The sequence below is a fragment of the Pseudarthrobacter sp. PvP004 genome, from assembly GCF_017876035.1.
GTDB lineage: Bacteria > Actinomycetota > Actinomycetes > Actinomycetales > Micrococcaceae > Arthrobacter > Arthrobacter aurescens_A.
Genome location: NZ_JAGINL010000001.1, coordinates 1,888,561 through 1,903,197 on the forward strand (window position 1 = coordinate 1,888,561; position 14,637 = coordinate 1,903,197).

At 56.4% G+C, this 14,637-nt stretch carries 9 protein-coding genes and 2 pseudogenes; 8 read left to right on the forward strand and 3 right to left on the reverse strand.

From position 1 onward, the window contains the following. The first annotated feature begins 956 nt into the window (after positions 1 to 956). The 7 genes and pseudogenes from J3A64_RS08575 (at position 957) to J3A64_RS08605 (ending at position 8,592) form a co-directional block, all read left to right on the forward strand. Positions 957 to 2,906 (forward strand): hypothetical protein, encoded by a 1,950-nt coding sequence (locus J3A64_RS08575; protein WP_210064072.1) that lies wholly within the window; start codon positions 957 to 959, stop codon positions 2,904 to 2,906. A gap of 351 nt (positions 2,907 to 3,257) precedes the next feature. Continuing rightward, on the forward strand, positions 3,258 to 3,716 hold the full coding sequence (locus J3A64_RS08580; protein ID WP_210064073.1) for a hypothetical protein: 459 nt from the start codon (positions 3,258 to 3,260) through the stop codon (positions 3,714 to 3,716). Positions 3,717 to 3,964: 248 nt separating this feature from the next. Then, positions 3,965 to 4,315 carry a hypothetical protein gene (locus J3A64_RS08585; protein ID WP_210064074.1) on the forward strand — a complete coding sequence of 117 codons (351 nt, stop codon included), beginning with the start codon at positions 3,965 to 3,967 and terminating at the stop codon, positions 4,313 to 4,315. 141 nt (positions 4,316 to 4,456) lie between these two features. After that, a complete protein-coding gene (locus J3A64_RS08590; RefSeq protein WP_210064075.1) occupies positions 4,457 to 4,939 on the forward strand; it encodes a hypothetical protein in 483 nt (160 codons plus the stop codon). Between the two features lie 57 nt (positions 4,940 to 4,996). Beyond that, positions 4,997 to 5,227 (forward strand): annotated as a pseudogene (locus J3A64_RS08595) (IS3 family transposase); the annotation flags it as partial. A 90-nt stretch (positions 5,228 to 5,317) separates the two neighbouring features. Then, positions 5,318 to 6,616, forward strand: coding sequence for an SIR2 family protein (locus J3A64_RS08600; protein WP_210064076.1), 1,299 nt, complete (start codon positions 5,318 to 5,320; stop codon positions 6,614 to 6,616). Then, positions 6,613 to 8,592 (forward strand): ATP-binding protein, encoded by a 1,980-nt coding sequence (locus J3A64_RS08605; RefSeq protein WP_210064077.1) that lies wholly within the window; start codon positions 6,613 to 6,615, stop codon positions 8,590 to 8,592. The genes J3A64_RS08600 and J3A64_RS08605 overlap by 4 nt, the downstream gene beginning before the upstream one ends. A 42-nt stretch (positions 8,593 to 8,634) precedes the next feature. Here the strand turns inward: J3A64_RS08605 and J3A64_RS24080 are convergent. Both J3A64_RS24080 and J3A64_RS08615 read right to left on the reverse strand, forming a co-directional pair. Next, positions 8,635 to 8,853, reverse strand: a pseudogene (locus J3A64_RS24080) (restriction endonuclease); the annotation flags it as partial. A 596-nt stretch (positions 8,854 to 9,449) separates the two neighbouring features. Beyond that, the gene (locus J3A64_RS08615) at positions 9,450 to 10,409 is read right to left on the reverse strand and encodes an FRG domain-containing protein (RefSeq protein ID WP_210064078.1); all 960 of its coding nucleotides are present in this window, start codon (positions 10,407 to 10,409) and stop codon (positions 9,450 to 9,452) included. A 600-nt stretch (positions 10,410 to 11,009) separates the two neighbouring features. Between J3A64_RS08615 and J3A64_RS08620 the strand changes: the two genes are divergently transcribed. Further along, the gene (locus J3A64_RS08620; protein WP_210064079.1) at positions 11,010 to 11,768 is read left to right on the forward strand and encodes a DUF5677 domain-containing protein; all 759 of its coding nucleotides are present in this window, start codon (positions 11,010 to 11,012) and stop codon (positions 11,766 to 11,768) included. Positions 11,769 to 12,298: 530 nt separating this feature from the next. Here the strand turns inward: J3A64_RS08620 and J3A64_RS23940 are convergent. Next, positions 12,299 to 14,419, reverse strand: coding sequence for a tetratricopeptide repeat protein (locus tag J3A64_RS23940; RefSeq protein ID WP_210064080.1), 2,121 nt, complete (start codon positions 14,417 to 14,419; stop codon positions 12,299 to 12,301). Between the last annotated feature and the right edge of the window lie 218 nt (positions 14,420 to 14,637).

Genomic DNA, 14,637 nt, shown 5'->3' on the forward strand with positions numbered 1-14,637 from the left:
TGCCCTGGTGCTTGTCTGCCTCGCTCCGCGGTAGGCCCACCGCATCGGTGTGGACGGGCTCGTGGTCGGCACAGATCAGGCTCGATGACCGCCGGCTGGCCCGCTGGATCCGACTCGTGAGCGCGGTGCTGTGGGCGCTGCCGATTGTTTTTGCTATTGACAGGCTGATGGCACTGCTGGGCTGGCGTACGTGGTAGCCCGCCGCAGCTGGGCGGACCTGGCGGGAACAGGCATCGTGCTGCTGTTCCCGTTCTACTCGATCCAGCTCATCCGCAACAGTCTGCCAACAGACCACGCAACAGCGGCGACGCGAAGATCGAGCGGGCAAGAGCGCGCTGCGCGACATCGTAGACACGATCTAAGCAGTCGTCGCACGAAGCTCGTATCTCCGGTTGTTCTTCATCTCCTACGGCTCCATGCTGGCGATGCTGCTGCTCCGCACCGCTGCGATCAAAGGCCTGGGATCTTCCAGAACTGGATGGCGAGCACCTGCGTCTTCGGCCGGCTGAGCGTGGCTATCTTCGCGCCGGGCTGTTGGGCAGACCATTTGTCGACTGAAGTAAAGATCTGGTGGAACGAAATGAAGACTCGAAACAAAATCCTGACCGGTGCCGTAGCCGTGCTCGCGATCCTCTTTTGAGCGGCTGCGTCAAGTTCATCGACCCCGACGAGCAGACGGCTCCAAGTGTCGCCGAGCGAGGGCGTTCGCAGAGAGGACGAGACCTCGTGGCGCGACAAGCTCGGCGGCGGAGCCAGCGCCGAAGGCGGGGACGGCGCCGTCAAGGGACCTCAAGCAGATATGAACAGGGGTTTCAGACTAACGCCTGTTGAGAGGGCGCAAACTCCCAACGTATCGCGCCGTACCTTGAAATCACACGGATCCGGTCGACGCGCAGTCTGAAGCTGAGACCGTCATATAGCACTCGTTTGTGGGACTATGTGGATAACCTCATTGCATGAAAGATCCAGCACAACGCGACAGGCTCAAGTTCTACGGTCCGCACGACGTGGCCAACGCCGTGCTGGTCGATGAGGCCGTGGCCCTGATCCGGGCGCAGTCCGGCAAGCAGGCAATTGCTTCGATGAACGACGCTCTCGAGGTCTACAACGCGCTCGAGTTCGAGAGGCTCGGAGTCCTGCCCAGGACGCTGACCCAGGAGGAGCGTGACACGCTGGCAACGGCATCCCGTGTGCTTCGCGGACAGATCGCCGCCTTCTTTTCGAAGCTCGACAGCTTAAGCATCGACGAGCACCTGAACGGACTAGACCGAGAGTACACGCTGGACGTGTTGCTGCTCATCGGTAGGTACAAGGTAGCGAAGAACGTAGGAGGACAAGCGCTCTTTGACGCGCTCGTCGGGGCGGGTATTCCGCTGTGGGCGATGCTCGAGGACAAGCCGTTCGTGGAGGCCCATGACCGAAGGCTGCGCGATGCGCTGCTTGCCGACGCCCGGTGCGCTGAGCTACTGGTGAAGAGCCACCTGATCAAGAACTCCTCCGACGCATACGCCCTGCCGAAAAGCCTGACTACCGCCGACTCGCAACAGATCCTGCAGAGCTACATCGACAGCGAATCGCCACATCTCAACTACGTCGAGGCCATCGCCAACGCGCAGGACAAGCTGGAGCACGGGATCACCCCCAAGATCCGCCTGGCGGCACAGCGTCGTAAAGCCGGCCTCGTTCGGGCCTTGTTCGAGGACAAGACGCACACGTCCATGAGCACGGGGTACGCCGTGGGAATCGATCTGGAGCAGCGGGAGCCCGTCCTCGACCGCGTCGAACGGAAGGACACCAGAACCCTCCGTCAGCGCACGTTCGGCGGCCTACATCTGAAGTCGTCGATGGAGTCGCTGCACGTCCTCGCGAACTTCAGGGACATGGTGGGGTACTCGGAAGGACGCGGGCTGCTAGCCTTCCCCTCCTTCAGGAGCCAGATCGGCACCTTGGAGGGGCTGCGCGTGTCAGGAAAGGACGCCTATCCTCGAGGAGGCGCTTTCGCTCACCGCGACTGCCTGACCATTCTCGGCACCGAGGCCTACTACGACTTTCTTCAACGAGAGGGCGTCGAAGTCGAAGATGTGATCGCTTGGTACTTTCGCGAGTACCTCCCCGAGGTGTTCGATGCCGCAGGGTTCGAGTATGCGCCTTCCACCGCGAGCAGCACGTACCTCGAACGCTGTCGGCATATTTGCGCCGAGATGGAGAGCGTCACCAAGCAATTCACACTCTATTGCGAGGATGGCGAACTTGACCGCGAGCTCCTGCAGATGACGTCGGCCCCGCGCCCCTGGGGAAACATCCCCAGCCTCGTCGACCAGAAGCACCTGATTCGCGCCGAAAGCCGGGACTGCGACGCCGCGCTCCATCTTCTGTTCAATGACCAGTCGAGGATCACTTACGTCAACAAGGAGCTTCGGGCGAGGACGTTCGTGGAGCTGGTCCTGACTCACGAGGTCAGTTACACGGATCTGATCCACTATCAGGTAGAGCCGGTCGACTGGCTTATTGCGGAAGGCCTCATGTCGCTCGACGATGGCGTGATTTGTTTCAGCTCCCTGCCGATGATCCGAGTTCTGCAGGACGTCCACAAGTATGGAGCGGGCCCCTTCGGTCACTATGGGTTCGAGGAATCGGCCGCGGTATCCCTGGTGGAGAGAGGATGGCTCGAGTTCGGTTCTACGCTTCTCACTTCGGCCGAAGCGAGCTACTTCAACTTCTTCCTAAACAAGAGTGAGTTCAGCGACGGCCATGACTTGCGCAATAGGTACCTCCACGGCACCAACGCCGACCCCCGCGACGAGTCTGCTCACCGGACATCATACCTACAGCTTCTCCGCTTGATGGTGTCATTGGTGCTGAAGATCGAGGATGACTTCTTCCTGCACAGACGCTCCCAGTCATAGGGATCGCCGCCTCGACCGGCAAGAGCGGGATCAATAGGCGTGCAACCGGATGAGCGGGTAGCCGTAATCGCAGTCTGGCTCGGGCAGAGGCTGCCGGCGCCGCGCGACGCAGGAAACACGACAGCGCTGCGAAGCGGAAGCGCATCGAACAGACGCAGCAACTGCTCCTGAACGCGTACACACGCGCCAACAGAGACATAGCCCCGACCCAAGCCCGCCTTATTTTGTCGGGCCTTTCTCACCTCAGTTTGTTACTCGTCGGGCTTCTAGATATTCTTCCATCCGAGGTGCAGTGCTGGGGGACCGCAGCCGGCCCTACTCGCCCGCCGTTACGCACCGAAGGTTTGACAGATGACCATCCCACAGCCCGCCCCTGCAGGCAATAACACACTGCTCATCATCATCGGTGCAACAATCGTGGTCCTGCTGGCTATCATCGCCACTGCTGTCAGCTCCCAGGCGATCAGAGCGGGTCAGGAAGCGGATGCCAAAGCCAGCGTGGTAGCAAGGGTATCCGCCAGCGCACAGGCAGTCGTTGACGCCCAAAAGGCCATTGATGATGCTGCTGCACAAAGACTCACGGACGCTGAGGAGGCTTGCCACGATGCAGTGCAAATGCAACGGTCAACGCCAGTGTTCAAGTCCACCGCGTCCGTGATGTACGGTTTCGATGGCTATGAGACCGACGGCATCTACACGGATAAGGCTCTATACGGTAACGAGATACCTATGCAGCACGTCCGCAGAACTAGAGAAAGCAAAAGTGGCAGCGGTTGGACCTCTACCGTGACGGCACTCGGGCGACAGTGATGACAGCCATCCTTCGAAAGTTCCGTAACCTGGTGAAGAGGTTCCGTCGGGACGCCCCGACACTTGTTCTAACTCTTATCAGCGTCGCTCTACTCACCCTTTCCGCACTAATTTGCCTCAAGGCTCTGGGGCCGCACGGAGATCCAATGCCCAGTATTACCGATTGGATAAGCGCTGTCGGTCAGGCCCTCGGAGCGGTAGGAACTGCTGGGGCTCTATGGCTAGGCGCTCACACGTATCTTCGCCAAGTGCGTGACCAGCATTCCGCCCAGGCCGCTGGAGTGGCGATCATAGTTTCTTCGGTTCTCAACCAACCCTACAAGCGGGAACTAAGCATCCGGAACGACAGCCGGTTGCCAATCTACGATGTCCGCGTATTCCTTCTCGGCTCCAGCGAACCAAAACAGAAGAAGGACGTTCCACATATTTTACTAAGCCGTGATGGAAAGTCGTGGCAATTGCCAACCACCTTTGTCAAGGGTGGTGGTGCCTACTTGGAGTTCAAAGATTCGGGAGGGGCATACTGGCGAAGAGATTCCACTGGCAAGCTAACAGAGCTTAGTGGGACGACAGAATTTAAGACCATCTCTCATGACTAAACTGAAGGCGTTTTGGGACTGGACGCACAGGCCAGTAGTGATGTCCGCCTCGGCGATTACCCTAGGCACCTTCGCGGTCGTCACCTCGGTATCAAACTTGTTCCAAGGCCCAACGGCAGCGGAACCGCCGAACCCAGCGGAGTGGCTCAGCGCAATATCGACGTTTGGGGCGCCGTGGCGGCTGCACTTGGCGCTGCCCTTACGGGCGGGGCGCTCCTGATTGCCGCTTTGACGTACCAACGGCAAATACGCGACAGACACGCAGAGCTGGAGGGTAAACGCCGCGAGCAGGCAGAAGCCGTAACGGTGAAAATCGGTAACTATGTGCCGGCTGTAAGGAACTTCGGCGAGAACCCTGAAGAACGAAGGCACCTAACTGTCCGCAACGACGGCAAGCTCCCCATTTTCAACGTGACCCTCGTTGTAATCGACAAAGATCGAAACGAGTCCTACCAGCGTCACTTCCACGCAATTGCACCTGATAGCTTAGAGGGTTCCGTCCAGCCGACCGATAAGGTCAATGGCGTATACGCGACTTTTACTGACACAGCGGGCACCCGTTGGAAGCGTTGGCACAATGGGGACCTAGTCGAAATTCCTCACTACCCTAAGCCGGATGAATAAGGGGCTACCCCCGGTTTCATTGAATCCTTGATGTAGCGAGCTCATGCTTGTGGAAGGATGGCGACCAACCCCACGGCCCAAGGGGCGAATTTCCGCCACGATGCTATTGATGTTGTCCGCAGTGACGAGGCGCCGTTGACGCAGATCGCGAAGGATTTCGGGCTTTCGGTCACAACGCTCATTCGCTGGATTGACATTGCCGAACGCGGGGAATCCTGAGCTGGCCCGGCGACGGTGGTGTCAGCCGAGATGCGCGAGCAGGCCCACCTTTACAGGTTTGAGGACCAGATCATCTCTTGAACAACGATCGAATGATAAATTTGCCGGACCAGCCATGTTGAGGCTGAACACTGATTTGTCTTGGGGAGACCATAACGCATGGCGGACGTTCGAATTAACGGAGTGCGGCAACAAGCGGCACCAATGAGTGAGTGGTCGAGCATCTCCCTAGACCGTTTGCGCACAATCGTGCAGGACGCCCATCTGAACTTTCTCGTAGGGGCCGGTACTTCCAGTAGCTTCTTCTCGTCCCTCGGGAACATCGAGCAAGCGCTCACCGATGTCGCCAGGCTGAGGGGCAATCCCACTGCAAAGTTATTGGTCCGCACGTCCATTCAGGCCTATTTTTTCGAAAACGTCCTAGTGCCAAATCAGCGTATTCTTGCCCGTGATGAGGCAGCCGAGGAGGTACTTCGCTCCTACGCGACGTTCTTGCGCACCCTCAATCGCATCCTACTAAAACGGCATAGTTCACTTCTCGCCAAACAGGTCAACCTCTTCACGACCAACGTCGATATGATCTTTGAGGTCGCTATCGAGCAGTTGGGCCTGGACTACAGCGATGGGTTTAGCGGGAAAATCCGGCCGCGCTTCGATCTCGGGGACTTTAACACTCTCCGTTTTCGCACGGGGAGTCGCTACGAACATCGCTCCGAGGTTCCCGTCTTCAACCTAGTCAAACTGCATGGATCCGCTTCCTGGCGTCAAGAGACTCGCGACGACGACAAGACTGACATCTTTTTCGACCACGGCCTTACCGTGGTGGAGGAGGCCGAGGAGAAGTTGAACGCCGCACGGGACTGCCTCATCGACGTACTCGTCCGTTCGCAATCACAGAGTCGGCACCCGACTATTCGTCCTGTTGAAGACCTGTTTAGCGAAGCTGAGCTAGCAGTTCAAAACAACGCTGATGTCTCCGTTATCAGGGAATTTGCCCGGGCTTACAGCAGCCTCGGAATCGTTAATCCAGACAAACGTAAATTTGCCACGACCGTAATGAATGAAACCTATTACGAATTAATTCGGAGGTTTGCGAATGAGTTGGAAAAAGAGAACAGCGTGCTGTTCGTTCACGGATTCTCATTCAGGGACGAGCACCTGCGGGATCTCGTACTCCGAGCGGCGCGCACTAATCCAACGCTTCAGGTAATCGTCTTCTGCTACTCTCGCAGTGATCGCGACAGCTACACACGTCTCATGCCTGAAACGGAGATCAAGAACGGAAATATCCTGCTCGTCGCGCCCATGGATCCTAGTGGAGAAGATACTGAGCGGTTCGCAACCCTTGACGTCATCGAGCAGGACTATTTTGCGCCACTCGTTGCAGATAAGATTCCACAGCCTGACCAGCGAATTGAGCTAGACATTCGCACCCCGCCGCCCGCTGATGCCTTGTGATCGACGAGACTGACTTCGAGCACAGTGCCGTTTTCCGCGTCGGGCGTGTGATTTCAGTTGAAGGGCGCCGAGTACGAGTCTCCGTAGACAAGCTTAAGAACGCGTCACACCTCCTATACCAAGGTGGTGTCGTTCGGAACGTTGCTGTTGGAAGTTTTGTCAAGATCTCCAAGGGCTTCGGCGAACTCATCGCAAAGGTAGATGGCGAATTCGTCCAGGAGGACCGCTCGGCGTCGGCGATCTACAAGCGAGGTGTCGATCCCCTTGCCCGGCAGCTCGAAGTAAGCCTTATTGGGTACCTCGAAGGCGGACGCTTTGAACGCGGCGTGCGCGAGCTACCTTTGCTCGACAACGAATGCTTTATCCTCACCCAGGAAGAATTCGAACTCGTCCACACTTTCGTCGAAGATGACGACGTACCAATACAAATTGGTGCGCTCGCGATGGAGCCGACGCAGCCCGTGTCGATAGGTGTGAACGCAATCTTCGCCAGTCATGTGGGGATATTTGGAAACACGGGCAGCGGGAAGTCCCACACGTTAGCAAAGCTTTACCACGAAGTTTTTGAACGGTACGGCTCGATCGAAACCTTTCGACGACGCGCTCAGTTCGTCCTAATCGACTTTAACGGTGAGTACATTGACCGCGACAGGACCGGCCCAGATGTCAGATCCACCGCGATTATCACAAGCCCAGAGAACAAACGAGAATACGCTCTCAGTACCCGGAAGGATTCAGCGCGGCTTCCTCTTCCGATTGCGGCAGTCAGCGACCTCAGTTTCTGGACAGTTCTACTGGATGCTACTGAGAAGACTCAAGCTCCTTTCCTTGCCCGTGTGCTCTCCAGCACATACTGGGAACAACGCCTTGCCGATCCCGCTGACTTACTCGGGGTCCTGGGAAGCATGGTTCTACGCGCCACTAAGAGCAATGACGCGTCGCTTGATCGTCAGACTGTCCTCAACCTTCTCGCCGAAGTTCAAACGTGTCTCGGGTCACGTCCATCGACCGACCTTGCGGCCCTCATCGAAGATTTCCAGCAGAATCTCCATTACAACGCGACGCAGCGCAAATTTTTCTGGGGTAACTGGAGTAGTTTCATAGATCCCGATCATGCACGCTGGGAGTCCCTGACGAAAGACAAGGTCACCGGCCTGTCCATCGACTTCTCTGCAATCCAACCCGGTATCGATCTCGTTAGGTTCAAGATCGTCCTTCAGTATTACAACGACATCATCAGTGGTTTTTCGAATCGCGAGCATCTCTCTCCACTCATTAAGCGGTTGGAAACGCGGGTCACCGATATCAAGAAGCTAGTGGTCGCATGCAACGATGACGGCTTCGACAAGCCATTAATCGTGGTCTCACTCAGAGACGTGAATCTGGCTATGCGCAAGGTCATTCCAATGTTGCTGTGCAAGCATCTCTATGACCAGAAAAAGGACCTCGATGCTGCAAACCAGCGGTACCTGAACCTCATCATCGATGAAGCTCACAACATCTTGTCGCTCGAATCCTCGCGGGAGAGCGAAGCATGGCGCGACTACCGACTGGAGACCTTTGAGGAGATCGTTAAGGAGGGGAGGAAGTTCGGGGTTTTCCTCACCTTAGCGAGTCAGCGTCCCCACGACATTTCGCCGACGATCATCTCACAACTCCACAACTACCTCCTCCATCGCTTGGTGAACAACTTGGACATCCAGGCGGTTGAGAAAGCTGTTGCTTATCTTGACCGTGTTTCATTCGAATCCTTGCCGATCCTGCCCCGGGGTGCATGCGTGTTAGCTGGCGTATCGACCCAAGTACCCGTCGTTGTGAAGATTGCGGAGCTTCCGGCAGCTACGGCCCCGAACAGCCGGACTATGGCAGTCGCATCAGACTGGCTGAAGCCGCTGAACGCGGAGTCTAACCCCGACGAAGCAATCGAGCCCAACGACGCCGAGTCGACCGAAGTAGACTTGGAACCGCCCTTCTAGGCCATTTTCAGGTCGATTGACGGCTCAGTTCACCCGCATTCTTTAGTCACTAACACGACTTGGACCAACTGACTTAGACGTGAAGTGCTTTGCTTGCACAATGACTCTTTCGGTCCTCGTCAGTCCTGCGGCATCTCGAATGACGCGTTCCAAGGAGATGTCTCGCCCACGATCAGGCGTGTTGGTCTTCACAAGCCTCTGAACATTCTGGTAGTCGTCTAGGTCTCGAAGAGGGTTAATATGTAGTCGTTCAAAGTCGTCTGGACTAAATGCCTCCCAGTTGAGAGCTGTGGTTGCTGCCCCGGTTGGGTTGGCAGAGCACCAGCTGTGCCAAGATCAAAGGCGGACGGGAATTGGTTCTGCGTCCCATACCTTCGCTGCCTCAATGTCATTTTCGGACCGACGGCCAGTCCAGCTCTGACAAATCCAGCCAATCATGCGTCTCGCTGAATCTGAGATGGCGATACAGATCTCCCCAACACCCCTTCCGCTCAACGGTGTCTCCAAGTAGTCGCACGATCGTCGCAATCGATGCCTCAATCTGTTTTGTGACTGGCGTTATCTCGCAACGTCACCAGGGGTTGAACCCAAGATTGGACAAAGTACAAGCCGATACGAGGAATCACGCGGGATTTGAGAAAGCACCGATAGCGGCGCATATGTCTCCACCAGAAGCAGTCCCCCGTTCCCATCCGGCGCAGCGATCTCGCCAAACGGTGGAAGACACCGAAAATTGGGCCGCCGACGTGGACCAGACGCAACAACGACAGACACGCAAAACGGGCTGGCGCTACCACAATGGCGCCAGCCCCGCAGGGACTGTAGTTCCAGGTTCTTGGGAGGCTTGGTGCTGAAGCTCAGTCAGCTGCTTTTTCGTATTTGAACTTCTGCCCAGCGAAACCGGAGAGGTCAGGGTACATGGTTCGGTGGGAACGGTTGAAGCTATTTTCCAGGATGGGAAGAATCATTTTCTTTACCTCGGGTGGGATGATGAGTCCCAGCATCCCGAAGGTAGGCCAGCGGCTTCCCTGAATGTCCACATCCATCTCCTTCATCTCCCTCAGCACACTCAGCAGGAGCCAATTTCCCTTGTACGGGAAGCCCCACATGGGCGTCGCTGCCGACTGCTCGGGCACGGATGCAGTGATGAATAGCCCTTCTTGGGCTGTCATTCGAGCGTCACGAACAACCGGCTGTACCAAGAACGGCATTTCGTTCTCTGCTGACTTTTTGAGCGCGTGGGAGTAGTCAAATCCAAGGGGATCTTCCATCCCTCCCCATGTCTGCTTGTGCAGGAACGGGACTGTTTGGATGACAGGGACATCACTGACCGCCATGCCGACGAGAACGGCTGGTTCATCCATCAGGCTCTCATCTGAACAGGCGAACCATAATGCTGTTAGCGGGTTGTGGGTGACATCGATAAGTCTGGTCGGGATTCCGTGGTGCTGCATCAGGGCCAGCATGTGAAGGTCAGAAGCATAGCCATATTGCGTGTGCCCTAGGCCCCATTCCCTGGCCGCTTGTATGGCTCTTACCTCGTTGTAACGGAGGTTTTCTTCGGTCGGGTCTACCCCGCTTGCCGCGAGTTTCCGGGCAAGCGAGGACTTAACCTCATATTGCGCGTTGGGCAGGCCACGCCATACAAATTTTGTCTCAACGCCTAGGGAAAAACTCAAGAAGCCAATCTCGGCCCAAAGTTCCTCAGGAGTCGCCACACTTCTGGCCCATGCTGAGTGCCAGGTTGGAAGTTCTTCATCGTCATCCTGCACGTCAACCGCAGGCTGGCTGCTGCCTGCATTATTGTCATTCCTCATGTACTGCTTTGTTCCTCATCGTTAAGCCGTCTTGGACGGATGTGCCAAATGCACACTGCTGCGCTCTCCCTACAAAGTAGGGCCAATAGGTCTATCATCGCTGGGATTCTGCTCCAGGCGTCGCAAACCAATCCGGTGAGACAGCGGCGTCGATGGCACGACGATGAGGAAAGCGGACGCCGGTCGCGTACGTATATGTAGAGATCGGGGCCCTCGAGAACGAGGCTCGGGCCGCTCTGGCGCCCTTCTACAATGCACTCAGCTACACGGCCTCCTATTTTGGTTGGCCCACTGCGGAAATCAACCGCCTCGAGGCAGTTCGAAGACACGATGCCAACGTTCTTCCGTGACTAACCAGTGATCGTGTTGTGCAGCAACGATGACTGCACCGTGACCTGCTCAGGATGGACGGCCCTTACAAGAACCCAATATTGATACGAGCGTCGGCGTGCCGGAGTAGTCGTAGGGGTTCCACTTCCTTAGAACCGCGCCCGGGGACGGCACTACTTTAGTTATAGGGGTGGCTACGCAGCCCAGTCGCTTACGGCTGCGATCGTCCGGCCCGCTGAGCTTCTGGCCGAGCTGTCGTATTCTCATGCCATGAATAAGGAACGGAATACGGGGGACAACGAAGACAGGATCCTCCTCGACATCCAGAACGCTATAGACCGTTCACCCGCTCCCGGGCCGCGACCTGTAACCGACCTGAATCGTGACGAACTAGCCTCCGTACGAACGGTCGATATTGCTTGGGGATGGTTGATGAGAACACTCCGCTCCATCGAGGCCATCCGCATCCTTGAGAAACAAGGCTATGGTGCAGAATGCCCGCCACTTCGCCGCTCAGCAGTAGAACATGTTCTGAGACTGATCTGGGCTGCCGAAGTCTCAAACCGCGACTTCGTCGAAGGCGCCCTGAATGACCGAAAGCACAACATGAACAAAGTTCTGCGCCTCGGAAGACTCGGCACGCCACTCCCTGACGATTTCGTCGAAAATATCCGGCAGCTTCAGGATGAGGCGGATCCCGAGTCCAAAAAGTCCTTCAGCAATCTGACCGATCTCCCTGCCATAGTCCCCCAGAAGCATCATGACCTATTTAAGATTTGGGTCACAGAAACTCAGGAAACCCACCCTAGTATCGATAGCTCCTCTGCGTATGTACAGTTCCATCCCGATGGGCGCGGCACCAGTCTCCTCACCGAGCCTCGCCAAAGAGATCGGCAGGATGCGCTGCTGCCATATCTAGCACTGACCGCAGCAACGGCGTATATCCGCATCGTCGGCATTGTCGAACCACTCCAGGACGAGTTCGAAGCGCTTCAAGAGCGTATTTTCCTACTCAGTTCTCCACGCTAGTGCTTGTTTGATTGTCCCACTTCCTTGAACCGGTCCCCTCCCCCGTGGATGATCGCCAGAGTCGATCCAGCATTGGGTCCAGGTCTAGACGATTAACCTTGGTCCCGCTGATCCCCTGATCTTTTTAGATTCGTTCGCACCCAGCTGCTTCCAGTTCGCGGATCTGCAGATCGGTGCTCTGGTCAGCCAGACTGACTCGGGCATACCCAGGGCGTGCCATCACTTCTCCGTCTTATCAAAGGACCAATGTTGATGATTCTGCGCATACCTCAGTGAGACACTTTGTTTGGACAGACGAGGTCTCAGAAATCCGCGACTTGGAATCGTCTGCCGCGACCGGCTCGAAGGTTCTTATCAAAGGATCCTTTAATTGGACGAGCAGGCCGCCGACAATCCCAATCCATGGGCCCGTTTCCAAAGACAACTCTGAAGACCCCTGAGGACGCTGATTGGCAATTAGTAACACCGTCGCTTATGGACTCACGAATGCCACTTGACCTTAAGTAGCAGTGCCTTCCAAGGTAAGGCGCTCACCTTTCTTGACGACATACAACTGCCAGCTCAGAGTAGGCCCGGATTGTGTCTGCGTGTCCAGGGCCAAGAAGTTTAGTCCGTAGCGCCGCCACTTCGGCAATTTTCCGTCGACCTTTTACTTCAGATCCAGATTCACGCAAAGCACGTCCGAAGTGGAAGGCCGTAACGAGGGTGTGCGGATTCTCATCACCCAACTCCTTCTTCCGACGTCTATAAGCATCCTTGAGCAGCCTCATGGCCTTCTTGACCTTTCCGGATTCCAGATATGCCCTTCCGAGGTTCGTTTGGACCGCGACCGTGGACCAATCGTTTGGCCCTAGCCTTTGTTGACGGTCTATCCAAGCCTCTTCCATCAATTTAATGGCTATTGCGTAGTTCTGCGCATAGAGATGGGCGAAGCCCAAACCCGCCTTGGCATCTGTCTGGAGAGCTTCGCTCGGGGCGGACTCTAGACTTGCCAGCACTCCCTCAAACTCTTTAATCGCGGTACCCGATTCACCTGATGACCGCAGTGCGTGTCCCAGCTCGATTCTCGTTTTCAGTACTTCGGTAGAATCTAAAGCATGGGATGAGAGCAGTAGCTTGAGTGACTTTCTATACAGCGATACCGCGCCAGCCCCATTGCCAGCAGCCAGATAGGCATGAGCCAATCGCTTCATAGCCTCACCTCTGCCAAACCCGACTGAGGTACTGTCTACTGTCTGCTGTAGCACCGACGTCCCGAGAGCAATCATCGACTTGTATTCGCCAGCGTCGTAGAGCCTGTCCACGATTTTCAGCAGGGATGCTGCGCTTACACCATCCCACGCACCGAGTTTCTGTAGATGTGGAGCGATGGAAAGGTCCCTAAGAAGCCGGACACATTCTGGCAGAAGGTGCCTCGAATCAGCGTCAAAGGTGATCCGGTTGATGGCTGCGAAGATTCCCGTCAACGATTGAACGAGGAAAGCACCCCTCAGGAGCAGTAGAGTGCGCCACGCCACAGTGCTCGCTCCGCTTGACTCGGCATCAGCTGCCCTCATGAGCCCCGCCCGTTCCATGTACTCGATATCGGACTGCACATCTGACAGCGGCAGGAGACAAACCTTCGCCAATAGGCTTTGCGACGCCGCACAGTCCCCCAACGTCATCAATGTGTCGATCAATTGCTGTTCAATGGGCCGGGTCCCTTGATTACGCCCTGGCTGCCCTAGTCCAGCGATCCCTAGCTTGATCGACGAGACAACGTCTAGCGTTTCTGTACTGGCTGGAAAGCTACGGTGCAGGGGAGCATGCACGTCAGCCAATTGCATTTTGTACTTCTCGATCGTCATATCCCGGGTCCGCATGTACGCAGCAGCCTGAGTAACCGGAAGGACGTGACGGCCGAGCTTAGCGGCCAGTTCCGCTGCTTCCTCGGCTGTCCCTTTGTTCTCCTGCAAGAGTCGGACGGCAGCCGACATTGGCAGCGGACCAACAGGTAAGCTCCGGTTTCCTGGGAGACCAGCTGAGGCCTCACCCGTGGCTAGAATCCGTATTGTCTTTCCTGAGGGGAGAATGGTCTTGAGGTCTGCGTAGTTTGTCACGCCGTCTACTACCAGCAAGACTTCTTGTTCACTGGACGCCAACCAGCCGTTGACCATTTCGATAGTCATTCGGCTGGCTTGCTCTCCCGAAATAGCTCGTCCGATACTCAAGATACCTCGTTCGACGTGAGCATGGGACGACCCGTCGATCCACCATATGACCTGCCAATTAGGGTTTCGCTGTACCGCAACAGCAGCCCTCGCCGCCAGTACGGTCTTGCCGATTCCTGGTGCACCGACGAGACTTACGAACGTGCTGGGCGAGGCAAGCAGCTCCAGGATGTGTGCTTCTTCCTCCCGCAGAAGCAAGTTTTCTGGCTCTCGAGGTATGGCACTCGACACGATCCGCGGCTTCCCCCTGGACTGCCGCCACTCGAGCAACTGAACGAGGAAGAAACCTGCGCTCACCACCGCGAAGATGGTCCACACTGCTGCCGGGTCCTTCAGAAGGTAAAACTCGTCGGGAATTGCTGAACTGGCCAAATTAGTAGCAAGTCCCAGAAGAAGGGCCAAAAAGGACAAACACCCTGGGAGTATACCTTTGCGCTTCACAACACAACCCTACAAACAACAGACTGATTCGGGGCTTTTCGTTCTGAGGGTTGCAAGTCGCTTCGGTAAGCACGGAGGCCTTCGGAACACTTGTAGGCCCAAGGATCTCGGCAAACCTCCTCACGTACGAGGGACCTACGTCCTATCCCGAAACGGTCGGGCTCCGGGTCGCTGCCTGTGGACTTTTGTGCAACCTCAGCATGATTCGTTTGATGAGA

What these genes read in the sequence shown, in the direction of transcription:
- J3A64_RS08575 (WP_210064072.1), top strand. Translation starts at nt 957, where the DNA reads ATGAAAGATCCAGCACAACGCGACAGGCTCAAGTTCTACGGTCCGCAC.
- J3A64_RS08580 (WP_210064073.1), top strand. Translation starts at nt 3,258, where the DNA reads ATGACCATCCCACAGCCCGCCCCTGCAGGCAATAACACACTGCTCATC.
- J3A64_RS08600 (WP_210064076.1), top strand. Translation starts at nt 5,318, where the DNA reads ATGGCGGACGTTCGAATTAACGGAGTGCGGCAACAAGCGGCACCAATG.
- J3A64_RS08615 (WP_210064078.1), bottom strand. Translation starts at nt 10,409, where the DNA reads ATGAGGAATGACAATAATGCAGGCAGCAGCCAGCCTGCGGTTGACGTG.
- J3A64_RS08620 (WP_210064079.1), top strand. Translation starts at nt 11,010, where the DNA reads ATGAATAAGGAACGGAATACGGGGGACAACGAAGACAGGATCCTCCTC.